Origin of the sequence: Nocardioides cremeus (genome assembly GCF_030518195.1) — a bacterium.
In the GTDB taxonomy this organism is placed as follows: Bacteria; Actinomycetota; Actinomycetes; order Propionibacteriales; family Nocardioidaceae; genus Nocardioides; species Nocardioides cremeus.
The window spans coordinates 50,533-75,319 of record NZ_JAULSC010000012.1; the positions used below are offsets into that span (position 1 = coordinate 50,533).

The window sequence follows — 24,787 nt, forward strand, 5'->3', positions numbered from 1 at the left end:
AACGTCTGTTCGCACGTGTCGACGGTACGCGACCGCCCCGGCCGCGCGGCGTACGACACGCGGCGGGGGGTCAGTCCTCGCTGTCCTCGAGCTCGGCCATCACGACGTCGGGTACGTCGAAGTTGGCGTAGAGGTTCTGCACGTCGTCGAGGTCCTCGAGCACGTCGACGAGACGGAACATCTTGGCCGCGCCGTCCTTGTCGAGCGCGACCTGCATGTCGGGCACGAACTGCGCCTCGGCGGAGTCGTAGTCGATGCCGGCGGCCTGCAGCGCGGTGCGCACGCCGACCAGGTCGGTGGCCTCGGAGACGACCTCGAAGGAGTCCCCCAGGTCGTTGACGTCCTCGGCGCCCGCGTCGAGGGTCGCCTCGAGCAGGTCGTCCTCGGCCACGGTGCGGCCCTCCTGCTCCTTGGCCACGACCACCACGCCCTTGCGGTGGAAGAGGAAGGAGACCGAGCCGGGGTCGGCCAGCGAGCCGCCGTTGCGGGTCATCGCGGTGCGGACCTCCATCGCGGCCCGGTTCTTGTTGTCGGTGAGGCACTCGATGAGCATCGCCACGCCGCTGGGGCCGTAGCCCTCGTACATGATCGTCTGGTAGTCGGCGCCGCCGGTCTCCGCACCGGAGCCGCGCTTGACGGCGCGGTCGATGTTGTCGTTGGGGACCGAGGACTTCTTGGCCTTCTGGATGGCGTCGTAGAGCGTCGGGTTGCCCGTCGGGTCACCGCCGCCCATCCGGGCCGCGACCTCGACGTTCTTGACCAGCTTGGCGAACATCTTGCCGCGCTTGGCGTCGACGATCGCCTTCTTGTGCTTGGTGGTCGCCCACTTGGAGTGTCCAGACATGCGTCTTCCCGTCTACTCGACTCTGCTGCGTGGCCGCACCAGGTCCACGAACAGCTGGTGGACCCGGGAGTCGCCCCCCACCTCGGGGTGGAACGACGTCGCCATCAGGTGGCCCTCACGGACCGCGACGATCCTACCCGCGGCCTCGCCGTGGTCGACACGGGCGAGCACCTCGACCCCGGGGCCGACCTCCTCGACCCACGGCGCCCGGATGAAGACCCCGTGCACGGGCTCGTCGAGGCCGCTCATCGTGACCGGCCCCTCGAAGGAGGCCACCTGGCGGCCGAAGGCGTTGCGCCGCACCGTCATGTCGATGCCGCCGATCGTCTCCTGGCCCTCGACGCCGTCGAGCACCCGCTCGGCGAGCAGGATCATCCCCGCGCAGGTGCCGAGGGTCGGCAACCCGCCGGCGACGGCCGCGCGCAGCGGCTCCAGCAGCCCGAAGGTGTGCGCCAGCCGCGCCATCGTCGTGCTCTCACCGCCGGGCAGCACCAGCGCGTCGCAGGCGGCCAGCTCCTCGGGGCGGCGTACGCGCACGGTGGCGCAGCCGAGCAGCTCGAGGGCGGCGACGTGCTCGCGCACATCGCCCTGCAGGGCGAGGACACCGACGGTCGGCTGGGGGGCTGCGGGCACGCGCGGAGTCTAGAGACCGGTGCGTGAGCACTCCCGGCCGGTGGCACAGTGGTCGCATGCGTGCAGCGAACCTGGCGGTGCCCCTGGTCGTCGTCGTGCTCGCCGCCGGCGCCTGTGGTGACGGCGACGGCGACGGCGACGGCGACGAGCAGCCGAGGGGCCTGGTCAGCAGCACCTCGCCGACCACGACCAGCAGCGAGGCCGCGGTGGAGGCCACCGACGAGCCCCAGGCGGCGTACCTGGCCTGGCTCGACGCGCTCGAGGCGCAGGACGCCGAGGCGGCGTGCGAGCAGCACGCGCCCGAGCTGACGATCGAGCTGCGCTACGAGGCGATCTTGCTCGACCGCGCCGAGCTGGGTGACCCCTGCACCGGGTTCGTCGCGCTGCTCTGGGAGGACCCGCTGCGCGAGCTCGACCCGGTCGAGCTGGAGACGACGCGGGCCACCGAGGAGAAGGCGACGGTGGCCGCACGCTTCGACGGGGGCTCCGAGACCGCGCAGCTGGTCTACCACCGGGCGCAGTGGCGACTGCTGAGCACGGCGAACCGCACCGACCCCCGCCCCGGCGCGACGGACGGGGCGCCCCAGCGCTGGGTGCGCGAGTGGTGCGACCTCGAGGTCGGCGCCGAGCGCGGCGACGTCGTCGCGCGGATGGGCGAGCCCTCCGGCGAGTACACCCTCGACAACGGCGGCGAGCCGCAGCTGTGGTGGGCCCAGGACCAGTACGACTTCCGCGCCTACCTCGACGCCCGGGGCCGGGTGCTCGACCTGGTCGGCGACTACGACGCCCTCGGCGCCGCCGACCGCGACCAGCTGGACTGCCCCGAGCTCAGGTGAGATCCGGGCCGGGTCGGCGCGAAGTTCAGGCCGGGTCGGCGCGAAGTACAGGCCGGGTCAGCGTGCGGGGTGGGTCACCAGCCGCGCTCGGAGAGGCGGTGGGGGGCGGGGATCTCGTCGACGTTGAGGCCGACCATCGCCTCGCCCAGGCCGCGGGAGACCTTGGCGACCATCGCGGGGTCGTCGTGGAAGGTGGTGGCCTTGACGATCGCCTCGGCGCGCTGGGCGGGGTTGCCGGACTTGAAGATGCCCGAGCCCACGAAGACACCGTCGGCGCCGAGCTGCATCATCATCGCGGCGTCGGCGGGGGTGGCGATGCCGCCGGCGGTGAAGAGGACCACGGGCAGGCTGCCGCGCTCGGCGACCTCGGCCACCAGGTCGTAGGGCGCCTGCAGCTCCTTCGCGGCGACGTACAGCTCGTCCTTCGACAGCGCGGACAGGCGGCGGATCTCGCCGAGGATGGTGCGCATGTGGGTGACCGCGTTCGAGACGTCGCCGGTGCCGGCCTCGCCCTTCGAGCGGATCATCGCCGCGCCCTCGGTGATGCGGCGCAGCGCCTCGCCGAGGTTGGTGGCGCCGCACACGAAGGGCACGTCGAACTGCCACTTGTCGATGTGGTTGGCGTAGTCGGCCGGGGTGAGCACCTCGGACTCGTCGACGTAGTCGACACCGAGGCTCTGCAGGACCTGGGCCTCGACGAAGTGGCCGATGCGGGCCTTGGCCATCACCGGGATCGAGACGGAATCGATGATCGAGTCGATCATGTCGGGGTCGGAGGCGCGGGAGACGCCGCCCTGGGCGCGGATGTCGGCGGGCACCCGCTCGAGGGCCATCACCGCGACGGCGCCGGCGTCCTCGGCGATGCGCGCCTGCTCGGCGGTCACCACGTCCATGATCACGCCGCCCTTGAGCATCTCGGCCATGCCCCGCTTGACCCGGTCGGTGCCGGTCGTGGGCTGGTCGGTGGCGGGCTGCTGGGGCGTCTGCGTCATGCCCCCGATTCTACGGGCGTTTACCCAACCGACCGATTCTGCGTCGGGCCCTGGTCACCGACGGCGGCGTCGGCCGCGACGGCCTGCTTGCGCACCTTCTCGACCCGGTAGACGACGGTGGCGGTGTTGGCGAACGCGAGGATCCACAGGGCGGCGTACATCAGCACGGGGACGCCGAAGATCGCCCCCAGCCCGGTGGCCACCAGGATCAGCACCAGCCGGTCGGCGCGTTCGGCCAGGCCGCCCTTGGCGTCCATGCCCAGGGACTCGGCGCGGGCCCGGGCGTAGGAGGTCACCGAGCCCATCACCACGCAGTACAGCGACAGCGACAGGTAGAGCATCGAGTCGCCGGGCCCGGCGAAGTAGAGCACCAGGCCGCCGAAGACGGCCCCGTCACCGATCCGGTCGAGCGTGGAGTCCCAGAACGCCCCGAACTTCGAGGAGCGCCCCAGCCGGCGGGCCATCTGGCCGTCGATGAGGTCGCTGAAGACGAACGCGGTGATGACCAGGACCCCGATCAGCAGCTCGCCCTGGGGGAAGAAGACGAGCGCTCCGGCGGCGACGCCGATGGTGCCCACGAGGGTCACCGCGTCGGGACTGATGCCCAGCCTGATGAAGAGCGTGACGAAGGGGGCGAGCACGACGCCCTGCCAGAAGCCTTTGAACCTGTCCAACATGGTGGGCGCAGGCTATCGGTACGACGGCTCGGCGCGGCGCCCGGTGCACGCAACGGGGCGTACAGTCGACGGATCGGGCCATCCAGGCCCGCCATCAGGGAGTCCGCACATGAGCGACAAGTCGCCGCGGCACGGCAAGTCCCCCAAGTCCAGCAAGTCCATCAAGGAGAAGCGGGCGGAGAAGCGCGACAAGGCGTCGGGCGCCACCGCGACCTCCTTGGAGGTGCCGGGCAAGAAGCGCTAGGTCGGGGCTGCTCGGTCACGCCCACGCCGCTGCGAGCAGCGCACGGGTCTGGTCGAGCAGCTCGGGCAGGGTCTTGGTGCGCCCGATGATCGGCATGAAGTTCTGGTCGCCGGGCCAACGCGGCACGACGTGCTGGTGCAGGTGGGCGGCGATGCCGGCGCCCGCGATGTGGCCCTGGTTCATCCCGATGTTGAAGCCGCCGGCGCCCGAGGTGGCGCGCACGGTGCGCATCGCGGCCCGGGTGAGGTCGGCGATCTCGGCCGCCTCCTCGTCGGTGGTCTCGGTGTAGTCGGCGATGTGGCGGTAGGGGCAGACCATCAGGTGCCCCGGGGCGTAGGGGTAGAGGTTGAGCAGCACGAAGGCCAGCTCACCGCGCCGGACCACCAGCCCCTCGGCGTCGTCGAGGCGCGGCACCCTGCAGAAGGGGCACTCCCCCGACGAGCCGTCGGCCGGCTTGTTCTCGCCCCGGATGTAGGCCATCCGGTGCGGCGTCCACAGCCGGTCGAGCTCGTCGGGATGGCCGATGCCGTCCTGGTGCAGCGTCTCGTCACTCACCCCACCGATCCTAGGAGCGCGCGCTCAGACGAGCTCGGGCAGCCTCAGGTGGGCGATCTCGAGGTCGAACTCCCCGAAGGCGAGGATCTCGAGCCCCATCTCGTCCGTGGCGCGCTGGCGCATCGCCATCGCCTGGTCGCGGGTGCCCTCCAGGGCGCTGCGGTCGTCGAAGACCACCGTGGCGCAGCCGCGGTCGGTGGACCGGTCGATCAACAGGCTGGCGCTGCAGAAGCCCTGGAACTGCTCGACGCCCGGCATGATCCGCTCGCGCCAGGTCTCGACCATCTGGTCGAGGTCCTTGCCCCGGGCCCAGGTGATCCGGCAGCAGCTGCCCTCGTGGGTGGCGTGGTCACGGTGCATCACCGCCACCTCCCACTCCTCGACGTGCGGACTGCCCCCGAGGATCTTGCCGCCCTCGGCGCGCATCGGGCCGAGGTGCTGGTCGGCGGCGTGCATCGCCTCCTCGTCCCGCCACGAGCTGGTGGCGATGATCCGGCCCAGGTCCCGGTCGGCGACCAGCGACAGGCCCACGCAGCCGTCCATCCCGGTCAACGAGGGCATCACCTCGTCGCGGACGAACGCGACCGCCGCGTCGACGGCACCGGGGTCACCGGTGATGGTCGTGGAACGTGCATGCATGACTGGACTCCACTCCTCCACGGGCGCACCCGGGTGGCACGCCACCTCTCGACTCTCCTCGCCGACCCGGCCCGCGGCAAGGCCGACGGGATGCCCCGTTGTGGGGATTCCGGGCGGGCTCTCGGTGGGCCCTCAGCCGGACGTCGAGCGGGAGCGCGCGAGCAGCACCTCGATCGGCTCGTCGCGCTCGAGCGGCACCCCGAGGGTGCGGGCGTGGCCCTGCAGCAGGTACCACACCGAGTCGGTGACCAGGGAGACGATGACCGGCGCCGGGGGCACCCGGTCGGGCCGCGACATCCAGCGGCGTACGGCGCTGAACACGGCGCCGACGAGCCCGAAGACCAGGGGGTCGACCGAGGCTCGCTCGTCCTCGCCGAGCTCGACCTCGAGCAGGTCGAAGGCGGTGGTGATCAGCTCGGCCACGGCCAGCGCGATCCGCTCGATGCCGTGCTGCAGCGGACCGGGCCCGCTGGTGGAGGAGTCCTGCTCGGCGAGGCGGTGCAGGGCGGGGTGGGTGACCGCCCAGCCGACGTAGGTGGCCACGATCCGCTCGACGATCTGCGGGATCGTGCCCTCGAGGGTGACCTCGGGCAGCAGCTCGGCGTAGAGCGCGTCGACGATCTCGGCCTGCACGGCCCGGTCGAGGTCGGCGCGGTCGGCGAAGTGCCGGTAGACCACGGTGCGGCTCAGGCCGGCGCGGTCGGCGATCTGCTGGACGTGCACCTCGGCGCCCGGCTCACCTTCTTCGACGACGCTCAGCGCGGCGTCGAGGATGCGCTGGCGGCGCTCCTGGTTGTGCCGGTCCCAGCGGGCCTGGCGGCCGTCCGGGCGCGGCGTCGGGTCGCCCGCCACCGTGCTCCCCCTTCGCCGTCCCGCACCTTCCGGGCCGGATCGTACCCGTCGCCCGGGCGGGAGAGCCTGGCCAGCCCGGCGACGCGCACCACCTCGGCGGGGTCGACGATCTTGGAGCGCACCCTGCCGGCGGCCCGGCCGCGCCGGCGCTCCTCGGCGTCGACGGCACGCCAGTCGTCGCGGTCGAGGACGCTGACACCGCGCCGGGCGAGCAGCGCGCGCAGGTCGTCGGGCCCTCCGACCCCGAGGACCGGTGCGGCGACCAGGCCGGCGTCGAGGTCGTCGAGCAGCGACTCGACGGTCTCGGCCGCACAGGTCTTGTTGGTGCCGATGAAGCCCGTGGGGCCGCGCTTGAGCCAGCCGGCCACGTAGGTGCCGGGCTCCACCCGGCCACGCTCGTGGGGCACGGTCGCGCTGGCGGCGTCGAAGGGCAGCCCGGGCACGGGCAGCGAGCGGTAGCCGATCGAGCGCAGCACCAGACCCGTGTCCACGACCTCGGTGCCGCCGGCGGGACGGCCCTCGGCGTCGGTACGGCGCACCTCGAGCCCGCTGACCCTGTCGTGCCCGAGCAGCCGCACCGGGGCGGCGCAGAATCGCAGCACCACGGTGCGCAGCGACGGGTCGAGCGGTCGGGCGGCGAGTCGTGCCAGCACCTCGGCGCGCCGGTCGTCGCCCAACCCGCCGCCACCGTCGTCTACGACCACGTTGAGCCGACCGCCCTCGGCGAGCGCGGCCAGGCCCAGCAGCTCGGGCAGCGTGTACGCCGCGTGCGCGGCGCCGCGGCGCCCCAGCACCACGACCTCGCGCACCCCGCTGCCGGCCAGCGCGGCCCAGGCCGGCTCGGCGATGTCGGTGGCCCGCAGCTCGTCGGGGTCGGCGGTGAGGACGCGGGCCACGTCGAGGGCGACGTTGCCGGTGCCGACGACCACGGCGCGGCCGTGGGTGGCGGCCTCGGACAGGTCCACCGGCAGGTCCCGGTGGTCGGGGTGGGCGTTGTACCAGCCGACCAGGGCGGTGGCCGACAACGAGCCGGCGAGCTGCTCGCCGGGCAGGCCCAGCTCGCGGTCGCTGGAGGCGCCGGTGCTCCACACCACCGCGTCGTAGCGCTCCTGCAGCTCGACGGCGCTGACGTCGCGGCCGACCTCGACGCCGAGCAGGTAGCTGAAGCCGCGCTCGGACTCGATGCGCGCGAAGAGCTCCTGGGCGCGCTTGGTGTCCTGGTGGTCGGGGGCCACCCCGGTGCGGACGAGCCCGTGGGGGGTGGGCAGCCGGTCGAGGACGTCGACGCTGACCTCGGGGTGCTTGAGCAGCTCGTCGGCGGCGTACAGGCCGGCGGGGCCGGCGCCGACCACGGCGACCCGCACGGGGCGGGGGTCGCGCAGCCGCCGCTGCGGCGGCACGACCGCGACCGGGGTGCGGTCGCGGTGCGGGAAGACGTCGTAGTAGCCGGCGTTGATGTCGGCGTAGGCCAGCTCGTCGTCACCCAGCGCGGTGTGCGGCTTGATCGCGTCGACGGGGCACGCCGTGGCGCAGGCGCCGCAGTCGACGCAGCCGTCGGGGTCGACGTACAGCATCTCGGCGGTGGCGAAGCCGAGCTCCCCGGGGGCGGGGTGGATGCAGTTGACCGGGCAGGCCAGCACGCACGAGGCGTCGGCGCAGCAGGAGCGGGTGACGACGTAGGGCACGGGAAGGCTCCGCTCAGGCCGCGGCGGAGGCGGGCTCGCCGCGGTAGCGGGAGGGCCGACCGTCGATGCCGGCGCGGCGCCAGAGCCAGCGCGCGGCCCGGTTGCCGCGCATCCCGGTCTCGTCGGCCAGCATCCGGACGTCGCCGAAGAGGTCGCGCAGGAACTTCTGCGACTCCGGGGAGTCCCAGAAGACCTCCTTGACCACCGCGTCGGGGATGCCGAGCTCGCGGCGCGCGCGGCGCCCGGGCACCAGGATCTCGTTGCACAGCCACTTCATGACGACCGGCACGACCAGCGAGAGGACGCCGCGCTCGGCCCGCGAGAGGCGCGGGGCGTGGTGCTGCAGGTACTGGTGGGCGAACCCGATGTGGCGGGCCTCCTCGGCCACGTGGATCTGCATGATCCGGCGCAGCAGCGGGTGCATGTCGTCCCCGGCGCGCAGCACCGACTTCTGCACGTGGTCGATCGGCTCCTCACCGGCCAGCACCCCGTAGAAGAAGCCGAACGGCACCCAGCGGGCGAAGAGCGGCAGGAAGGCCGCCGCGCCCCGGAAGAACCGCGAGCCGCCCTCGACGTCCACGCCGGTGCGGTTCACGAACTCCTGGAACATCTGGGTGTGGTGGCACTCCTCGGTCGCCTCGTGGGTGGCGTAGCGGAACTCCGCGGAGCCGTTGGGGCGGCTGAAGGCGTAGTTCATCAGGCCGCTGATGAGGATTTGCTCGAACTGCAGGCCGACCTTGGTGATGCTGGCCTGGCGGTGCAGGCCGATGCGGACCTGCTGCTCCAGCGGCAGCGAGCGGTACCACTCGGTGCGTCCGAGCACGTCGTGGACCGGCAGCACCCAGCGCGCGTCGGTGGGGTCGACGGCGTTCTCGGGCGCGTCCCAGTCGATGTCGAGGAAGGCGTCGAAGTGCTGGTGCACCGAGGCCTCGGACAGGGTGTGCAGCCGCTGCTCGTAGGTCGGTGCGGCGTCGCTTCGGAGAACGGTCATGCCCCGAGGTTAGTGAGACACCGTGTCGGTGTAAATAGTTAGCGCGACATCGTGTCGCAGCATCTGCGTCGACGGTTCAGAACTGGTGGAACCACCCCGGCGCCTCGGTGTCGGTGCCGGGGCACGTCACGTTGAGGTCGCGGTCGTCCTCGACCCACTGGCCCATCGCGGCGCTCCCGCCCTGCACGACGTACGACGCCCCGCAGCGGCGCAGCGCCTCGGCGCGCGAGGTCGGCCCGGCGGCGCGCCACTCGGGCACGTCGCCCAGGCTCAGATCGCCCACCGCCTGGCTCCACAGGTAGGCGGTGGAGTAGATGCCCACCCGGTAGCCCTTGTCGACGAGGCCGTCGCGCAGCCCCTCGACGACGGCGGCGTTGGCCTCGAGGTCGCCCGACCACTCCCAGTCGCGCACCGGCTCGACGTCGATCCAGACCAGCGGGGCGGGCAGGCCGGCGTCGCGCATCACGGTGATGTCGAAGAGCGCCTGCTGGTAGCCGACGTTGCGCTGGGCGGCGTACGGGTCGGCGGGGTCGTCGGTGTCGTGGGGGCCCCGCTCCCCCAGCTCGGCGAGCGTCTCGGGGTCGGGGTAGCTGGCCACGGCGTAGGCGCCGGCGAGCAGACCGCGCTCGCGCACCCAGGCGACCTGCTCGTCCAGGCAGGGGTTGGGGAAGAAGGCCGGGCCGTTGGTCAGGCCCATCACCACGAACCGCGCGGAGTCCAGCGGCATCGGCAGCCCCAGCGTGCGGCGCTCGGGGATGCCCTGCCCGCGCGGGCACTGCGGCCAGCTGATGTCGCCGCCCTCGACCGGGGCCCGCAGGCCCTGCGGCAGCTCGGCCGCCTTCTGCTCGGCGAGCGCGGCCAGGTCGGACATGGCCGCGCGCCGGGCCTGCTCCTCCAGGTCGTCGGGCACCTCCGGCACGGTCAGCGCCTCGGTGCGACCTGCCCCCGGCGACCGCTCCCGGGAGTCCTGGGACGCCGGGCCGGGAGGCGGCTCGGCGACGCCCCCGCAGCCGGCCAGGACCAGCACCAGTGCCAGCCCGGCCGCCGTACGGGGTGCGCGCCTCACCTGCTCAGACCTGCTCGCGCGACTCCACCGCTGCCCGGACCCGTTCGACGGCCTCCGCGAGCGGCACCCCGTTGTCCTGGCGCCCGTCGCGGTAGCGGAACGAGACCGCGCCGGCTGCGATGTCGTCGTCACCGGCGATCATCATGAACGGCACCTTCTGCAGCTGGGCGTTGCGGATCTTCTTCTGCATCCGGTCGTCGGAGTCGTCGACCTCGACGCGCAGGCCCAGCGGCTTCATCTGCCGGGCCACGTCGTGCAGGTAGTCGGCGTGCCGCTCGGCGATCGGGATCGCCTGCACCTGCACCGGGGCCAGCCACGGGGGGAAGGCGCCGGCGTAGTGCTCGACCAGCACACCCATGAACCGCTCGATGGAGCCGAACTTGGCCGAGTGGATCATCACCGGCTGCTGGCGGCTGCCGTCGGGGGCGACGTACTCGAGGGCGAAGCGCTCGGGCGAGGGCTGGTTGAAGTCGTACTGGATCGTCGACATCTGCCAGGTGCGACCGATGGCGTCGCGGGCCTGCACCGAGACCTTGGGGCCGTAGTAGGCCGCGCCGCCCGGGTCGGGCACCAGCTCGAGGCCGGTGCCGACGCAGACGTCCTCGAGCACCTTGGTCGCGACCTCCCAGTCCTCGTCGGAGCCGATGAACTTGTCCTTGGAGGCGTCGCGGGTCGACAGCTCGAGGTAGAAGTCGTCGAGGCCGAAGTCGCGCAGCAGCCCGAGCACGAAGTCGAGCAGGTGGCGGATCTCGTCGGGTGCCTGCTCGGCAGTGACGTAGGAGTGCGAGTCGTCCTGGGCGAAGCCGCGCACCCGGGTCAGGCCGTGCACGACACCGGACTTCTCGTGACGGTAGACGCTGCCGAACTCGAAGAGCCGCAGCGGCAGCTCGCGGTAGGAGCGCTGGCGCGAGCGGTAGATGAGGTTGTGCATCGGGCAGTTCATCGCCTTGAGGCGGTAGTCCATGCCGTCGACGTCCAGCGCCGGGAACATGCCCTCGCCGTAGTAGGGCAGGTGCCCGGAGGTGTGGAAGAGCCCCTCCTTGGCGATGTGGGGCGTGCCGACGTACTCGAAGCCCTCCTCGATGTGGCGACGGCGGACGTAGTCCTCCATCTCCCGCTTGATCACCCCGCCCTTGGGGTGGAAGACGGGCAGGCCGGAGCCGATCTCGTCGGGGAAGCTGAAGAGGTCGAGGTCGCGCCCGAGCTTGCGGTGGTCGCGGCGCTCGGCCTCCTCGATGCGGTGCAGGTGCTCCTCGAGCGCCTCCTTGGACTCCCAGGCGGTGCCGTAGATGCGCTGTAGCTGCTTGTTCTTCTCGTCGCCGCGCCAGTACGCCGCCGCCGAGCGCATCAGCTTGAAGGCCGGGATCCGCTTGGTGGTGGGCAGGTGCGGGCCGCGGCACAGGTCGGACCAGGCGGTCTCGCCCTTGCGGTCGAGGTTGTCGTAGATCGTCAGCTCGCCGGCGCCGACCTCGACCGAGGCGCCCTCGGCGGCCTCGGCCGCCCCGGCAGCACCGCCGGAGCCCTTGAGCCCGATCAGCTCGACCTTGTAGGGCTCCTCGGCCAGCTCGGCGAGGGCGTCGGCGTCGGCGGTGACCCGGCGGGAGAACTTCTGGCCCTCCTTGATGATCTTGCGCATCCGCGTCTCGATCTTGGCCAGGTCCTCGGGCACGAAGGGGGTCTCGACGTCGAAGTCGTAGTAGAAGCCGTCGACGACCGGCGGGCCGATGCCGAGCTTGGCCGCCGGGAACAGGTCCTGGACGGCCTGGGCCAGCACGTGCGCGGTGGAGTGGCGCAGCACGTCGCGGCCGTCGGGGCTGTCGATGAGCACGCCCTCGACCTCGTCGCCGTCGGCGAGCTCGTGGGCCAGGTCCTTCAGCTCGCCGCCCACGCGGGCCACGACCACGGCGGGGTCGTCGGCGAAGAGCTCCCAGGCCCGGGTGCCCGTCGTGACCTCCCGCACCTCACGCTCACCGGCGTGGACGAGGGTGATCTTGAGGTCGGACACAGGGGTGCTCCGTTCGTGGTGGGGCCCGTTCGGGCTGACCCGGGGATCGTATCGAGCGCAGGGGGCTCGCGGCGCATCGGTTTCGCAGCGGCGTTCCCAGCGGGGCGCTGCGGGTCTATCGTCGGCAGATGGTCCTCGAGGCGGACAGCAGCTGGGTCGCCGACATGCCCGCCGCCTACGACGAGCACCTCGGCCCGGTCCTCTTCTCGCCGTACGCCGCCCACCTGGCGGCCCGGGTCGCCGCGCTGCGTCCGTCGGCCGTGCTGGAGCTGGCCGCGGGCACCGGCCGGTTGACCGCCGAGCTGGTCGCAACGCTCCCCTCGGCTCGGGTCGAGGCGACCGACCTCAACGACGCGATGGTCGACTTCGGTCGGTCCCGCGTGCCCGGCGCGAGCTGGAGCCGCGCCGACGCGACGGCGCTGCCCTTCCCCGACGGCGGCTTCGACGTGGTTGCCTGCCAGTTCGGGGTGATGTTCTTCCCCGACCGGGTCGCGGCGCTGCGCGAGGCCGCGCGGGTGCTCGCCCCGGGTGGCTCGCTGCTGGTCAGCGCCTGGGACCGGCTCGAGGCCAACCGGCTGGCCGACCGGCTCGTGGCGGTCCTCGAGCGGGTCTTCCCCGACGACCCGCCGACCTTCGTGGTCAGGGTGCCGCACGGGTACGCCGACCCGGCGCTGCTGCACGCCGACGCCGAGGCCGCGGGCCTGGTCGACGTCGTCGTCGAGACCGTCGGCCTCAGCAGCACCACCCCGTCGGCCCGCGACTTCGCAACGGGCGTGTGCACCGGCTCACCGCTGCGGGCCGGCCTGGTCGAGCGCGGCGACCTGGCGCAGGCCACGCAGCGGATCGGCGACGAGATGGCCGTGATGCTGGGCGAGGGCCCGGTCACCGCACCGATGAGTGCCCACGTGCTGCAGGCCCGGGTGCGCTGAGGCGGGGCCCTCCTCAGGAGGTGCGGTCCAGGATCAGCCGGACCGCCTCGTCGGGGGCGTCCCACTGCGGGAAGTGCCCGCACCTCTCGAACCAGTGCACCTCGGCGTCGGGGAAGGCCTGAGCGGCACGCTCGGCCTGGCGGGGCAGGGTGACCAGGTCGCGGCGGCCCCAGCCGATCGTGACCCGGCCGGGGACGGTCCCGGCGGGGGCGCCCTCCTGCTTGGGTCCCTTGGTGAGGGCGTCCAGGGCCGCGTCGGTCGCGGGGGCGTCGGCCAGCCCGAGGACGTCGGGCAGCACCGTGCCGGCGTCCAGGGCCCAGGGCCGTGCCGAGAGCTGCGCCAGGAAGGCGGTCCGGCCGACCCGGGTGGCGAGCAGGGAGGGCAGCGCCCCCCGCAGCGCGCGGACCAGGGCGATCGAGGGCCGCAGCGTGGCGCCGAAGATCGTCAGCTCGCGATCGGTCCAGAAGCCGCCCGGATCGAGGGCCACGGTGTCGCCCCCGACGCCGCGGCGGGCCAGCTCGAGCACGATCCGCGCGCCCATCGACTGGCCGGCCGTTGCGACCCCGCCGAGCCCCTGCTCCTCGATGAAGTCGGCGACGGCGTCGGCGAGCGTGGCGATGGACAGCTCGGCGAGGGGTGGGCTCTTGCCGAAGCCGGGCAGGTCCACCGCGACCACCTCGCGCTCGACGGCCAACGCGTCGATGATCGGCTCCCACGAGCGCCAGCCCGCGCCGAGCCCGTGGACGAGGAGCAGCGGCGCGCCCGCGCCGCGTCGTACGTGGTGCAAGGTCATCTTGTCACCGTAGACGGCAGGTGGTGGGTGCTCGGAGACCTCCGTGGCCCGCTCAGAAGAACTGGTCGACCAGCACCGGGTTGCCGTCGGGGTCGGTCAGCATGATCGAGGCGGGTCCGGTGGTGCTCGGGTCGGCGCGGTCGGAGACGGCCAGGCCGGCCTCGTCGGCGTGCTGCTGGATGCGGCGCACGTCGGTGAAGGACTCGAGGCGCTCCATCCGGTTCGTCAGCCCCGGGCTGAAGGTGAGGATGTTGCGCTCGAACATGCCGTGGAACAGGCCGATGGTCGTCTCGCCGTTCTTCAGGATCAGGTAGTCCTGGGCCGCGTCTCCCCCGGTCACCTCGAAGCCCAGCCCCTCGTAGAAGGCGCGCGAGGCGTCGAGGTCGGCCACCGCCAGCGAGAGGGAGAAGGCGCCGAGCTCGAGCGACCCCGGCAGGGAGGCGTCGGCGGCGGGGACGGTGGGCAGCTGCCAGTCGTCGGTCATCGCTCCATCGTCGACCGGGGGTCGAGCCCCGTCAACGCCGCCCCCGCCTCGCCTCCGCGCCTGTGGAGGGGTCGCGGCCCCTGGTCAGAACGACGACCTCGGCACGCCCATGCCCGGGTCGATCCTCGTGGGCCCGCCGGGGCCGGGAGCCACGTCGAAGTCGAAGATCGCGGTGGGCAGGTAGACCGTCGAGCAGGAGTTCGGGATGTCGACGACACCCGAGAGCCGGCCCTCGATCGGTGCGGCGCCCAGGATCATGTAGGCCTGCTCCGGCGAGTACCCGAAGCTCGTCAGGTAGTCGATGGCGTGCAGGCAGGCCCGCTGGTACGACAGGTGCGAGTCGAGGTAGTGCTGGGTGCCGTCGAGCGTGACCGACGTGCCGGAGAAGGCCAGCCACTGGCTGTACTGCGGGTCCACGTTGCCGGGCATGAAGATGGCGTTCTCCCCCACCCCGTAGGTCTCCATCCCGCCCTTGATGAGCTCGACGCGCAGGTCGATGAAGCCGCCCATCTCGATGGCGCCGCAGAAGGTGATCTCGCCGTCGCCCTGGCTGAAGTGCAGGTCGCCCATCGACAGGTTGGCGCCGTCGACGTAGACGGGGTAGAAGACGCGGGTCCCCTTGGTGAAGTTCTTGATGTCCTGGTTGCCGCCGTTCTCCCGTGGTGGCGCGGTGCGCGCCGCCTCCGCTGCGGCCCGGTCGAAGTCGTCGCCCTCGAGGCCGCCGAGGATGGCGTCCTCCGGCAGCGGCGGGAGCGCCAGGGGTGGCACCCGGTCGGGGTCCTGGGCGATCAGGTCGCCCTCGCGGCTGTTCCAGCGCGAGAGCAGCTCGGCCGAGGGGGCGGTGCCCATCAGGCCGGGGTGCACGATGCCGGTGAAGGCCACGTGGGGCACGTGCCGCGAGGTCGCGGTGCCGCCGGTGAAGTCCCAGATCACCTTGTAGGCGTCGGGGAACTGCTCGGTCAGGAAGCCGCCGCCGTTCTGCTGGGCGAAGATGCCGGTGTAGCCCCAGCCCTGCCCGGCCAGCGGCCCGGAGTCCTCCTGCGGGATCGGTCCCACGTCGAGGATGTCGACCACCAGCAGGTCGCCGGGCTTGGCGCCCTCGACCGCGATCGGGCCGCTCAGGACGTGCACGGTCGAGAGCGGGGCGTCACGGATGTCGTCGGCGGAGTCGTCGTTGTGAATCGCCCCGTCGAACCACTCACGGCAGTCGACGCGGAAGGAGTCGCCGGGCTTGACGTGCACGGCGGCGGGGATGTCGGGGTGCCAGCGGTTGTGGCCCAGCAGCTGCTGGTCGGTGAAGCGCTTGGTGGAGTCGAGCGGGAAGACTGTCTGCGGCATGTCGGAACCTCTCTCGGGGTGGGGTGGACGGAGCTCAGCGGGACGATCCCGCGGTCGTGGCGGCTGGGGTCTGGTGCTCGCGCAGGCGCGGGTAGAGCCCGCCGAAGAGCGCGACGGCGGCGACGGCCAGCACGATCGCCGCGAGGTCGACGTTGTCGGCCCACCTGCCGGTCATCAGCAGGAAGGCCGGGATCACGCCGGTCAGCCACCCCTGGATCGCCGCCACTGCTCCCGTGTACCTGGTCAGCTCCTCGCGCCCGAGACCGAGGACCAGGAAGAACAGCAGCCACAGGAACGACCAGTAGAGCCAGATGACGCCGAAGGCGTTGTCGTCGAGGCGGCCGAAGTTCAGCCCGGCGTAGACCAGCGCGCAGATCGAGACGAAGAGCGAGAAGTAGCCCAGGCCGGTGCCGTCGTACCCGCCGAGCACGTTGAAGGCCACGTAGAGGTAGGTGAAGCCGAAGAGGTAGAGCCCGGACGCACCGAGGATGACGTCGGCGTCGCCGCCCGCGGTGAAGATGAGGTAGGTCGGCGTGACGACCTGCAGCAGCCCGACGAAGATGTTGAGCGGGCCCGCGGACCTCGCCTCGACGTAGCCGAGCAGCATCAGGCCGTTGAGGAAGAGCACGGCACCCACGTAGAGCAGTCCGACCATTCCCATGGTCGCCACCTCCTTCGTCTCAGGGCCGGGGCAGCCTCTGGAGTGCCGGGTTCGTCGCCACGGGCGTGCCCGGCCGCCGACGGCCGGCCGACGGCACGGAGGTGACGACCTCGGGCTCGGCGCTGCTGCGCTCGGTCCGCTCGATGGCCCGCGCGTAGGAGCTGGACGCCCGGGACAGCCGTGGGGCGCTGAACCGACGCGTCGCCTCGCGAGCACAGGTCGGGCAGGGCAGCACGGGCGGGGCGCTGCCCATCGGCAGGCGTACGTCGACGGCACCGTCGACCTCGCAGCGGTACTCGTAGGTCGCCATCACGCAAGCTCCGCAGGGGTGCACGGTCGGGCTGGGCGCACCGGCGACCGGTGTCGGTGCCGGGGGCCCGGACGCGGTTGGCTGCACGTCCGGTTCCCTGCCTACCAGCGCGCGACGACGGGGGTCATCACCACTCTTGGGGACCCTGCGTGCCGCATGGAGCGGCGCCGCGTGGAGTGGCTCAGTGCGTGCGGACGGGCCCGGCAGGCCCGGCTGCCCGGCGGGCGACGTAGACGGTGCTGGCCGACTCCCCGCCCGCGACCGGGTTGGCGAAGGTGACCACGTGGGTCTCGACGTCGACGTACACCTCGCGCAGGGCGCCCTCGAAGACCGGGTCCGGCGGGTCGTCGGACCACAGGGCGAAGATGCCGCCGGGCGTGATCAGCTCGGCCATCCGCCGCAGCCCGGCGGGCTCGTAGAACGCCGCGTGCGAGGGGTGCAGGACGTGCTGCGGGGAGTGGTCGATGTCGAGGAGCACGACGTCGTACGCCGCTCGGGGCGTGGCGCCCTCGGCCACCTGAGCGAAGAAGTCGCCGTGGTGGAGGTCGCAGCGCGGGTCGGCGGCGAGGCCGGCGGTGTCGGGCAGGAGGTCGCGACGGTGCCAGTCGATGACGGCCGAGACCGCCTCGACGACCTGCACCTGCGCGACCCGCTCGTCCTCGAGCGCCGCGCGCAGCGTGTAGCCGAGCCCGAGGCCTCCGACGAGCACCTGCAGGCCCTCTCCCCCGGCCGCTGCCAGGCCCAGGTGCGCGAGCTCGGTCTCGACGACGGTGAAGAGGCTCGACATCAGGAACTCGTCGTCGATCTTGACCTCGTAGACGTCGTGGCCCACCGCGGGCTCGAAGCGGCGTCGCAGGCTGATCACCCCGATCGGGGTGTCCTCCCAGCCGAGCTCCTCCATGTGCAGGGCCACGCGGCACCTCCGGGGTGGAAATGACAGAGACCGCGGCCGGAGGAGCTCCGAGCCGCGGTCTCTCGAGGTGGGCGATACTGGGTTCGAACCAGTGACCTCTTCGGTGTGAACGAAGCGCGCTACCACTGCGCCAATCGCCCTTCTGCCCGGCGGATCGCTCCACCGGATGCACCCGGGGGTGCGGTCGCAGACTTTAGCGCATGCCGCGCGGAGCATTCACATCCGGCCCCCCGCGTGCGGGCTACCGGCCGAGCAGCTCGGGCTCGCGCCGCCGCCAGGTCTGCGCCGCGGCCCGGGTGAGCGGGCCGGGCTCGCCCAGGTCGCGCTCGTCCCAGTGCGAGACCGGCTGCACGTCGCGGGTGGTGGAGGCCAGGAAGACCTCGTCGGCGTGCGCGACGACCTCGATCGGCTCGTCGACCTCACGGGCACCGACCCACTCGACGAGCAGCCGGCGGGTCACGCCGGCCAGGCAGCCGCTGGCGAGCGTGGGGGTGCGCAGCTCACCGTCGACGGCGTAGAAGACGTTGGAGCCGGTGCCCTCGCAGAGGTGGCCGGCGAGGTTGGCGAAGACCGCCTCGTCGGCCCCGCGGCGACGCGCCTCGGCGAGCGCCACCACGTTCTCGGCGTACGACGTGGTCTTGAGCCCGGCCAGCGCGCCCCGCTCGTTGCGTGGCCACGGCACGGTCGCCACCCGCGCCGCCGGAGCGGCGGGCTCCAGGGGCACGGCGACCACGACGATCGTCGGCTCGGCGTCGCCGCGGCCGGAGCCGAGGGGGCCGGGGCCGCCGGTGACGGTGATGCGCAGGCGCCCCAGCGGCAGGAGGCCGGCGTCCAAGACGGACGCGACGCCGCGGCGCACGGCGTCGTCGTCCGGGGCCGGCAGCCCCAGGCCGAGCGCACTGGTGCGCAGCCGGGCCAGGTGGAGGTCGAGGGCGAAGGGCAGCCCGTCGACGACCTTGATCGCCTCGAATACCCCGTCACCCACGGTGAGTCCGTGGTCGCTGACCTCGATCACCGGCTGGCGGGGATCGGCGAGCAGATGTCCGTTCACCCAGGCGTGCACGGCACTCACTCTAGGTGCCCCAGGGGCTCGTACGCCGCTCTCCTCTCCCCCGGTTTCCCGCCTCGCCACGCCGACGACACCCGGATTTGGCGCGACCTGGGGGTTGGGCTAATGTTCCTGTCGCAGCCCGGGGGAAACCCCAGGCGGCAAGCGGACGTAGCTCAGTTGGTAGAGCGCAACCTTGCCAAGGTTGAGGTCGCGAGTTCGAGCCTCGTCGTCCGCTCGGAGAGGTCTCTCTCTTGGTTAGACCTCCGTGGTGGAGTGGCCGAGAGGCGAGGCAACGGACTGCAAATCCGTCTACACGGGTTCAAATCCCGTCTCCACCTCGGGCGATTGGCGCAGCGGTAGCGCGCTTCCTTGACACGGAAGAGGTCACTGGTTCAAACCCAGTATCGCCCACCAGGTTCGTAGAACCCCCCGAGGCCGGTCTCCTTCTGGAGCCGGCCTCGTTCCATGTCCGGACCCGCGGTCGTCCCCCGCGAGGCGGCCCGTCCTGACGATCCGTACGCCGCCGTCGGCGTGTCGCGTGAGGGTCGTCAGGACCGTGATGGGCCGGTCGACGTACCGAAGGTGGGCGGGGTTGTTGCGGGGTCTCGGCGTCGCTCCTCGCTGGCGCTCGTCACTGCTCGACCAACGACCGCCGAGTCGGCTCGTTCGAACCGGCCGACTCGACGTGGTGGTGGCGAGGTCCAGTCGGGTCGTCTGGACGCCTCGGCGGATTCCGGGCCCTGATCGCCAACCGCCTGCGCAGCGGCGCGGGTTTGGGCAGGATCGGAACCGACGCCGCCACCTCAGTCCCCCCTGGTGGTCGCGGTCCGAGGCGCCACCCGGCCGTCTCCGGCGTGTCCCCGCCGGAGACGGGTCAGCCTCATCCTCCGACACGGGCGACCTCATCAGTCACATCCGTCACACGAGCCACAGCACGGCCTACATTCCTCGGATGCGCCGATCCTCCCGCTTCCCCGTCGTCGTCGCCGCCACGTTCGCCACGACAGCACTCTCGCTGACCCTGTCGGCGACCCCGAGCGCCTCGGTCGCGGCCGCGCCCGTGACCACGGCCCAGGTCTCCGCCGCGACAGCGGCAGCGGAGCGCCGCACGGACGACGACCGGACCCGAGGATGGGCACGACTGACGACCTACCGGCGCGCTGCGCTAGAGGGCTGTCGCCCGCCCCGCAAGGACGGCTTCCGCCGCATCGTGCTGCGCCTGCACAACGTCCACGACAAGCGGCTGCGACGAGCAGAGATCAGCTTCAAGGACCGCGCCTACTCCCAGCCCTGGAGCGGCAGCAGCCGCACGCCGTGGGTGCAGCCCGGCCGCGCCGCGCCGCTGGCACGGGTCTCCACGACCGGCCGCCTGGTCACCCAGCGCCTGCGGGTGCGGCTGCGCACCCGTCACGACGCCAGCCCGGTGCGCTCACTGCGCTGGAGCGACGTGCCCACCTGCCGGCGCGGGCGCCGCTGAGCCTCACAGCGGCGTGAGGCTTGCGCTCGGCAACCACTCCTGCACCAGGCCCCACGACCCGGGCCGCACCCGCGCGGCGTACACGACCAGGCCCTGCCAACCCTCGGGACCCTGCCGCCACTCCAGCAGCAGGCCGGGGCGCTTCTCGCCCTCCTCGTCGAGGGGGTCGCCCACCCAGCAGTGCCGCGCGGGGCACGGCGAGGTCGGCGTACGACGCGCGGGCGCGGCCGGCGGCGCCGGGCGGTCGCTGCGCCGGCGCTCGCCGAGCGGCACCCCGCTCCCCCGCTTGTTCATCCCACCGGCCACCCCCTGATCCTCCCACAGGATCGAACGTGCGTTCGACCCCTGTGTCGATCCGTGCCTGCCTCCCGGTGTCCGATACGGTCGTGGGGACCCGCCCCCGAGCCGACCGAGCCGACAGACCCGATCAGCGGAGGACCACCGTGCCGAGCACCCCTCACCCGTCCCCCACGAGCGCGCGCAGCCCAGTCCTGGGCTCGGTGCTGGTGCCGGTGGCCGTGTCCCTCCTGGTCGCCGCCGTGTTGGTCGTGCCCGGCCTGGTCACCACCGGCGCCGCCACCGAGGACCGCACCCGCGACCTCGACCGCTCGACCGCCGGCTCGAAGAGCTGGGACACGATGAAGACCTACAAGCGCGCCAAGCTGCAGGCCTGCCGCCCGGCCACGAGCAACGGCTATGCCCACCTGCTGGTGCGGCTGAAGAACAAGCACAACACCTCGGAGCGCCGCGCCGAGGTCTGGGTCAAGGACGCCTCCATCGGCCCGATGTGGACCTCGTCGGCGCACAGCGGCTGGACGCGCGCGGGCGGGCGCAAGGTCTTCGCCCGCTTCAGCGGCACCGGCGACCTGGCCAAGCAGAAGGTGCGGGTCAGGATGCGCACCCACAACGGCGCGAAGAAGTTCACCTACTTCAGCTGGTCGCGCGTGCCCCCCTGCTGATCGAGTGCGTCGACCACATCCACCACATCGACTCAGTCGTCGTCGGTCGCGGCGTCCTCGTTGTGGGTGCCGGGGCGCGGGGCCCACGGCAGCTCCTTCGCCGGGCGCACGACGATCAGCCGGTCACCGCGGGCGAGCTGGCTGACCACCGGGTCGAAGTAGCGGTAGACCTTCTCGTCGCGCACCACCGAGATCACCTGGTCGGGCAGCGACTGGGGCTGGCGGCCCACCTCGCTGACCAGCAGCTCGCGCTCGGCGACCTCGAGCCCGTCGCCGTAGCTGAGCAGGTCCTCCATCACGGTGCCCAGCGTCGGCGAGACGCTGGAGAGGCCCAGCAGCCGGCCGACCGCGTCGGAGGAGGTGATGACCGAGTCGGCCCCCGACTGCCGCATCAGCGGCGAGTTCTCGTGCTCGCGCACCGCGGTGACGATGTAGGCGTCGGGGTTGAGCTGGCGCACCGTCAGCGTGGCCAGCACGTTGGAGTCGTCGCGGTCGGTGGTGATGATGACCTGGTCGGCCTCGGCCACACCCGCGCGGCGCAGCACCCCACGGCGCGTCGCGTCGCCGGAGACGACCGCGAGGCCGTCGGCGTGCGCGTCCTGCATCGCCACGTCGCTGGGGTCGACCACGACTATCGCCTCGCGCTCGAGGCCGTTGTTGAGCAGGGTCTGCACCGCGCTACGGCCCTTGGTGCCGTAGCCGATGACGACGACGTGGTGGTCCATTCTGTTCCTCCAACGGGCGACGCGGAACATCTCGCGGCCCTGCGATGCCAGCACCTCGATGGTCGTGCCGATCAGCAGGACCAGGAACGCGATGCGGGCGGGGGTGATGACTAGGGCGTTGATCAGCCGGGCGGTGTCGGTGACCGGCGAGATGTCGCCGTACCCGGTCGTGCTGAGCGTGACGGTCGTGTAGTAGATCGCGTCGATCAGGCTGATGCCCGGGTCGGGCCCGGTGGCGTCGCGGTAGCCGCCGCGGTCGAGGTAGACCAGCAGCACGGTGCCGACCAGGATGGACAGGGCTGCGACCACCCGCCGCGACAGCTCGAACCACGGCGACCGGACCGGCTCGGGCAGGGAGATGGTCCCCCGCTCGCGGCCCTCGGTGAGGTCACGGGGCTGCTCGGTCACAGGGGCGAACCTACTCGACCGTCTCCTCCAGCGGTGCGAGGCGCTCCCGCGACATGCGGGCCCGCAGGCGCTGGACCAGCTCGAGGCGCGCCCGGGTCGTGGCCGACTGGGGGAAGACGGTGTCGAAGGCGGCGTTGACGGCGGCCCCGATGAGCACGGCCAGGGCGAGGAGGTAGAGCCACAGCAGCACCGCGATGGGCGCCGCCAGCGGTCCGTAGATCGACTGCGACTCGGCGGCGGTGACGGTCAGCACCCAGCGCAGCAGGTAGGAGCCGCCGATCCAGGCCAGCAGCGAGAAGGTGGCTCCGGGCAGGTTGAAGCTCCAGTTGGTGCGCACCGGCACCGACAGGTGGTAGAGCGTGGCCAGGAAGCAGATGCACACCGCGACCACGACCGGCCAGTAGAAGGCCATCAGCATGTCGACCCGGTTGGGCAGCACCTGGCGCACCATGGTCGGCCCCGCCACGACCAGCGGCAGCGACACGACGCCGGTGATCATCGCCAGCACGTAGAGCACGAAGGACAGCGCCCGGGTCTTGACGATGCCGCGGTGCCCACCGAGGCCGTGCATCACGGTGATGGTGTCGACGAAGACGTTCAGCGCCCGCGATCCCGACCAGAGGGCCAGCACGAAGCCCAGCGAGATGACGTCGAAGCGGCCACCCTCGAGGACGTCGTCGATGGTCTTGGCGATGACGTCGTCGACGGCACGCTCGGTGAGCAGGCGCGAGGACACCTCGAGGATGGCCCTGCGGACGTCCTCGACCTGCGCGGGGCTGAACTGGTCGGAGACGTAGCCGACGCCGCCGGCCAGCGCGAAGATCAGCGGCGGCACCGAGAGCACCGCGAAGAACGCGGCCTCCGCCGCCAGGCCGGTGACCCGGTAGCGCAGGCACGAGCCCGCCGTGGTGACCACCAGCCGCCACAGCAGGTGCCCCACGCGTCGCGACCGGGCCTCGAGCCGCTCGCGCAGCAGTCCTGCCACCTCGCGCAGCTGGGAGGTTCCTCCGGTGCCCGAGGCCATGGGCCTACGGTATCCGCATGCAGACCTCCCACAGCGCTCGCGCGGACCTGCGCGTCGTGACCAACCAGGCTCCCCCGCTCGCCGGCCACAACGTGGTCACCGCCGACGCCGCCCTCACCGAGGGCGTGCTGCGCCACGGCACCCAGGAGACGCTCGACAGCATCGTCGACCTCGGCGCCGAGGCCGGCTCCGCCGAGGCCCGCGAGCACGGTCAGCTCGCCAACGAGCACCACCCCGAGCTGGTGGCCTACGACCGCTACGGCCACCGCGTCGACGAGGTGGCCTTCCACCCGTCGTGGCACTGGCTGATGGAGCGTGCGGTCGGGCACGGCCTGGCCGCGACCCCGTGGGAGGAGCAGGCCGCCGGCGAGCGCCACGCCCACCTGCGCCGCGCCGCCGGCTTCATGGCCTGGTCGCACACCGAGCCCGGGCACGGCTGCCCGATCTCGATGACGTACGCCGCGGTGCCGGCACTGCGGGCCGACGAGGCCATCGCGAAGGAGTGGACGCCGCTGCTGGCCTCGCGCCGCTACGACCCCGGCGTGCGCAACCCGAGCGAGAAGCTCGGGGCGCTCGCGGGCATGGGGATGACCGAGAAGCAGGGCGGCTCCGACGTACGTGCCAACGTGACGCGGGCCCGGCCCTCGGAGGGTCTCGACGGCACCTACACGCTGCACGGGCACAAGTGGTTCACCTCGGCGCCGATGAACGACGTCTTCCTGGTGCTGGCCCAGACCGACGGCGGCGTGACCTGCTTCGTGGTGCCGCGGGTGCTGCCCGACGGCACCCGCAACCAGCTCGACGTCGTGCGGCTCAAGGACAAGCTGGGCAACCGCTCGAACGCCTCCTCCGAGCTGGAGATGGACGGCACCGTCGCGGTGCGCCTGGGCGACGAGGGCCGCGGCGTGCGCACCATCATCGAGATGGTCGCCGCCACCCGGCTCGACTGCGTGCTCGGCTCGGCCTCGCTGATGCGCCGCGCGGTCTCGGAGGCCTCCTGGCACGTCACCCACCGCTCGGCCTTCGGCTCGCGGCTGGCCGACAAGCCGCTGATGCAGAACGTCGTCGCCGACCTGGCCGTCGAGTCGGAGGCCGCGACCGCGCTGGCGCTGCGCCTGGCCTCGGCCGTCGACGGGCTGGCCGACCCGCACGAGGCGGCGCTGCGCCGCATCGCGCTGCCGCTGGCGAAGTTCTGGGTCTGCAAGCGCACCCCGACGATGGTCGCCGAGGCGCTGGAGTGCCTGGGCGGCAACGGCTACGTCGAGGAGTCGGTGATGCCGCTGCTCTACCGCGAGGCGCCGCTGAACTCGGTGTGGGAGGGCTCGGGCAACGTCAACGCCCTCGACGTGCTGCGCGCGCTGGGCCGCGAGCCCGAGGTGCTCGACGCCTGGATCACCGAGGTCGGCCTGGCCCGCGGCGGCGACGCCCGCCTCGACCGCGCCGTCGAGGACACCCTGGCCATGATCGGCTCGCTGATGGGCGAGCCCGAGGCGATGGAGCGCAGCGCCCGCCGTCTGGCCTCGCGGATGGCCGCGGTCCTGCAGGGCTCGCTGCTGGTGCGCTTCGCCCCGCCCGAGGTGGCCGACATCTTCTGCGCCTCGCGGCTGAGCCCGTCGTACGACGGCGTGCTGGGCGCGCTCGAGGGCGGCGACCTGCGCGCGGTCGTGGAGCGGACCACCCCCACCCTGCGCTGAGC

General features: G+C 72.5%; 27 protein-coding genes and 4 tRNA genes. 9 read left to right on the forward strand and 22 right to left on the reverse strand.

The features are described from left to right. Nucleotides 1–70 precede the first annotated feature (70 nt). Nucleotides 71–844: a YebC/PmpR family DNA-binding transcriptional regulator gene (locus QWJ41_RS12805; RefSeq protein WP_302708733.1), complete on the reverse strand. Its 774-nt coding sequence runs from the start codon at nucleotides 842–844 to the stop codon at nucleotides 71–73. A gap of 12 nt (nucleotides 845–856) precedes the next feature. Beyond that, nucleotides 857–1,477, reverse strand: coding sequence for a pyridoxal 5'-phosphate synthase glutaminase subunit PdxT (gene pdxT / locus QWJ41_RS12810; protein WP_302708734.1), 621 nt, complete (start codon nucleotides 1,475–1,477; stop codon nucleotides 857–859). Nucleotides 1,478–1,533: 56 nt separating this feature from the next. Between pdxT and QWJ41_RS12815 the strand changes: the two genes are divergently transcribed. Next, on the forward strand, nucleotides 1,534–2,313 hold the full coding sequence (locus tag QWJ41_RS12815; RefSeq protein WP_302708735.1) for a hypothetical protein: 780 nt from the start codon (nucleotides 1,534–1,536) through the stop codon (nucleotides 2,311–2,313). Between the two features lie 74 nt (nucleotides 2,314–2,387). Here QWJ41_RS12815 and pdxS read toward each other — a convergent pair whose 3' ends face one another. Together pdxS and pgsA are read right to left on the reverse strand one after the other, a co-directional pair. Further along, a complete protein-coding gene (gene pdxS, locus QWJ41_RS12820) occupies nucleotides 2,388–3,305 on the reverse strand; it encodes a pyridoxal 5'-phosphate synthase lyase subunit PdxS (protein ID WP_302708736.1) in 918 nt (305 codons plus the stop codon). Nucleotides 3,306–3,325: 20 nt separating this feature from the next. Beyond that, nucleotides 3,326–3,982 (reverse strand): phosphatidylinositol phosphate synthase, encoded by a 657-nt coding sequence (pgsA, locus tag QWJ41_RS12825; RefSeq protein ID WP_302708737.1) that lies wholly within the window; start codon nucleotides 3,980–3,982, stop codon nucleotides 3,326–3,328. Between the two features lie 109 nt (nucleotides 3,983–4,091). Here pgsA and QWJ41_RS12830 point away from each other — a divergent pair, with 109 nt between their 5' ends. Next, nucleotides 4,092–4,226 carry a hypothetical protein gene (locus QWJ41_RS12830; protein ID WP_302708738.1) on the forward strand — a complete coding sequence of 45 codons (135 nt, stop codon included), beginning with the start codon at nucleotides 4,092–4,094 and terminating at the stop codon, nucleotides 4,224–4,226. Nucleotides 4,227–4,241: 15 nt separating this feature from the next. Here QWJ41_RS12830 and QWJ41_RS12835 read toward each other — a convergent pair whose 3' ends face one another. The 7 genes from QWJ41_RS12835 to thrS all read right to left on the reverse strand — a co-directional run bounded on the left by QWJ41_RS12835 (nucleotide 4,242) and on the right by thrS (nucleotide 12,019). Next, nucleotides 4,242–4,781, reverse strand: a complete 540-nt coding sequence (locus QWJ41_RS12835; RefSeq protein ID WP_302708740.1) for an HIT family protein — start codon at nucleotides 4,779–4,781, stop codon at nucleotides 4,242–4,244. A 24-nt stretch (nucleotides 4,782–4,805) separates the two neighbouring features. After that, nucleotides 4,806–5,420 carry a putative quinol monooxygenase gene (locus QWJ41_RS12840; RefSeq protein WP_302708741.1) on the reverse strand — a complete coding sequence of 205 codons (615 nt, stop codon included), beginning with the start codon at nucleotides 5,418–5,420 and terminating at the stop codon, nucleotides 4,806–4,808. Nucleotides 5,421–5,552: 132 nt separating this feature from the next. Beyond that, the gene (locus QWJ41_RS12845; protein ID WP_302708743.1) at nucleotides 5,553–6,272 is read right to left on the reverse strand and encodes a TetR/AcrR family transcriptional regulator; all 720 of its coding nucleotides are present in this window, start codon (nucleotides 6,270–6,272) and stop codon (nucleotides 5,553–5,555) included. Continuing rightward, a complete protein-coding gene (locus tag QWJ41_RS12850; RefSeq protein WP_302708744.1) occupies nucleotides 6,176–7,957 on the reverse strand; it encodes an FAD-dependent oxidoreductase in 1,782 nt (593 codons plus the stop codon). Before QWJ41_RS12850 ends, QWJ41_RS12845 begins: the two co-directional genes overlap by 97 nt. Before the next feature lie 13 nt (nucleotides 7,958–7,970). Beyond that, on the reverse strand, nucleotides 7,971–8,948 hold the full coding sequence (locus QWJ41_RS12855) for an AurF N-oxygenase family protein (RefSeq protein ID WP_302708746.1): 978 nt from the start codon (nucleotides 8,946–8,948) through the stop codon (nucleotides 7,971–7,973). A 76-nt stretch (nucleotides 8,949–9,024) separates the two neighbouring features. Continuing rightward, nucleotides 9,025–10,014 (reverse strand): glycoside hydrolase family 25 domain-containing protein, encoded by a 990-nt coding sequence (locus tag QWJ41_RS12860; RefSeq protein ID WP_302708748.1) that lies wholly within the window; start codon nucleotides 10,012–10,014, stop codon nucleotides 9,025–9,027. Nucleotides 10,015–10,018: 4 nt separating this feature from the next. After that, a complete protein-coding gene (gene thrS, locus QWJ41_RS12865; protein WP_302708750.1) occupies nucleotides 10,019–12,019 on the reverse strand; it encodes a threonine--tRNA ligase in 2,001 nt (666 codons plus the stop codon). A gap of 128 nt (nucleotides 12,020–12,147) precedes the next feature. Between thrS and QWJ41_RS12870 the strand changes: the two genes are divergently transcribed. After that, on the forward strand, nucleotides 12,148–12,948 hold the full coding sequence (locus QWJ41_RS12870; RefSeq protein WP_302708752.1) for a class I SAM-dependent methyltransferase: 801 nt from the start codon (nucleotides 12,148–12,150) through the stop codon (nucleotides 12,946–12,948). Between the two features lie 13 nt (nucleotides 12,949–12,961). On the opposite strand, the gene QWJ41_RS12875 is transcribed toward QWJ41_RS12870, so the two are convergent. The 8 genes from QWJ41_RS12875 to QWJ41_RS12910 all read right to left on the reverse strand — a co-directional run bounded on the left by QWJ41_RS12875 (nucleotide 12,962) and on the right by QWJ41_RS12910 (nucleotide 18,510). Then, nucleotides 12,962–13,741 (reverse strand): alpha/beta fold hydrolase, encoded by a 780-nt coding sequence (locus QWJ41_RS12875; RefSeq protein WP_302708754.1) that lies wholly within the window; start codon nucleotides 13,739–13,741, stop codon nucleotides 12,962–12,964. A 52-nt stretch (nucleotides 13,742–13,793) separates the two neighbouring features. Then, nucleotides 13,794–14,225 carry a VOC family protein gene (locus tag QWJ41_RS12880; protein WP_302708755.1) on the reverse strand — a complete coding sequence of 144 codons (432 nt, stop codon included), beginning with the start codon at nucleotides 14,223–14,225 and terminating at the stop codon, nucleotides 13,794–13,796. 84 nt (nucleotides 14,226–14,309) lie between these two features. Then, the gene (gene fmdA / locus QWJ41_RS12885; RefSeq protein ID WP_302708757.1) at nucleotides 14,310–15,563 is read right to left on the reverse strand and encodes a formamidase; all 1,254 of its coding nucleotides are present in this window, start codon (nucleotides 15,561–15,563) and stop codon (nucleotides 14,310–14,312) included. A gap of 34 nt (nucleotides 15,564–15,597) precedes the next feature. Continuing rightward, nucleotides 15,598–16,224 (reverse strand): AmiS/UreI family transporter, encoded by a 627-nt coding sequence (locus QWJ41_RS12890; protein WP_302708758.1) that lies wholly within the window; start codon nucleotides 16,222–16,224, stop codon nucleotides 15,598–15,600. Between the two features lie 19 nt (nucleotides 16,225–16,243). Next, the gene (locus QWJ41_RS12895) at nucleotides 16,244–16,534 is read right to left on the reverse strand and encodes an FmdB family zinc ribbon protein (RefSeq protein ID WP_302708760.1); all 291 of its coding nucleotides are present in this window, start codon (nucleotides 16,532–16,534) and stop codon (nucleotides 16,244–16,246) included. Nucleotides 16,535–16,715: 181 nt separating this feature from the next. Beyond that, the gene (locus tag QWJ41_RS12900; RefSeq protein WP_302708762.1) at nucleotides 16,716–17,447 is read right to left on the reverse strand and encodes a spermine/spermidine synthase domain-containing protein; all 732 of its coding nucleotides are present in this window, start codon (nucleotides 17,445–17,447) and stop codon (nucleotides 16,716–16,718) included. 68 nt (nucleotides 17,448–17,515) lie between these two features. After that, nucleotides 17,516–17,587, reverse strand: a tRNA-Val gene (locus QWJ41_RS12905). A gap of 101 nt (nucleotides 17,588–17,688) precedes the next feature. After that, nucleotides 17,689–18,510 carry an aminotransferase class IV gene (locus QWJ41_RS12910; protein ID WP_302708764.1) on the reverse strand — a complete coding sequence of 274 codons (822 nt, stop codon included), beginning with the start codon at nucleotides 18,508–18,510 and terminating at the stop codon, nucleotides 17,689–17,691. A 150-nt stretch (nucleotides 18,511–18,660) separates the two neighbouring features. Between QWJ41_RS12910 and QWJ41_RS12915 the strand changes: the two genes are divergently transcribed. The 4 genes from QWJ41_RS12915 (at nucleotide 18,661) to QWJ41_RS12930 (ending at nucleotide 19,975) form a co-directional block, all read left to right on the forward strand. Next, nucleotides 18,661–18,733 (forward strand) — tRNA-Gly (locus QWJ41_RS12915). 32 nt (nucleotides 18,734–18,765) lie between these two features. Further along, nucleotides 18,766–18,836 (forward strand) — tRNA-Cys (locus tag QWJ41_RS12920). Between the two features lies 1 nt (nucleotide 18,837). Further along, nucleotides 18,838–18,912, forward strand: a tRNA-Val gene (locus QWJ41_RS12925). Between the two features lie 538 nt (nucleotides 18,913–19,450). Further along, on the forward strand, nucleotides 19,451–19,975 hold the full coding sequence (locus tag QWJ41_RS12930) for a hypothetical protein (protein ID WP_302708766.1): 525 nt from the start codon (nucleotides 19,451–19,453) through the stop codon (nucleotides 19,973–19,975). Nucleotides 19,976–19,978: 3 nt separating this feature from the next. On the opposite strand, the gene QWJ41_RS12935 is transcribed toward QWJ41_RS12930, so the two are convergent. Beyond that, complete coding sequence (locus QWJ41_RS12935) at nucleotides 19,979–20,281, reverse strand: hypothetical protein (RefSeq protein WP_302708768.1); 303 nt, start codon at nucleotides 20,279–20,281, stop codon at nucleotides 19,979–19,981. A 137-nt stretch (nucleotides 20,282–20,418) separates the two neighbouring features. On the opposite strand from QWJ41_RS12935, the gene QWJ41_RS12940 reads away from it, so the two are divergent. Beyond that, nucleotides 20,419–20,934, forward strand: a complete 516-nt coding sequence (locus QWJ41_RS12940; RefSeq protein WP_302708770.1) for a hypothetical protein — start codon at nucleotides 20,419–20,421, stop codon at nucleotides 20,932–20,934. Between the two features lie 32 nt (nucleotides 20,935–20,966). Here the strand turns inward: QWJ41_RS12940 and QWJ41_RS12945 are convergent, their stop codons facing one another. Continuing rightward, the gene (locus QWJ41_RS12945) at nucleotides 20,967–22,067 is read right to left on the reverse strand and encodes a potassium channel family protein (RefSeq protein ID WP_302708772.1); all 1,101 of its coding nucleotides are present in this window, start codon (nucleotides 22,065–22,067) and stop codon (nucleotides 20,967–20,969) included. A 10-nt stretch (nucleotides 22,068–22,077) separates the two neighbouring features. Next, nucleotides 22,078–23,091 carry a YihY/virulence factor BrkB family protein gene (locus QWJ41_RS12950; RefSeq protein ID WP_302708774.1) on the reverse strand — a complete coding sequence of 338 codons (1,014 nt, stop codon included), beginning with the start codon at nucleotides 23,089–23,091 and terminating at the stop codon, nucleotides 22,078–22,080. 17 nt (nucleotides 23,092–23,108) lie between these two features. On the opposite strand from QWJ41_RS12950, the gene QWJ41_RS12955 reads away from it, so the two are divergent. Beyond that, nucleotides 23,109–24,785 carry an acyl-CoA dehydrogenase family protein gene (locus QWJ41_RS12955; protein ID WP_302708776.1) on the forward strand — a complete coding sequence of 559 codons (1,677 nt, stop codon included), beginning with the start codon at nucleotides 23,109–23,111 and terminating at the stop codon, nucleotides 24,783–24,785. Nucleotides 24,786–24,787: the final 2 nt, after the last annotated feature.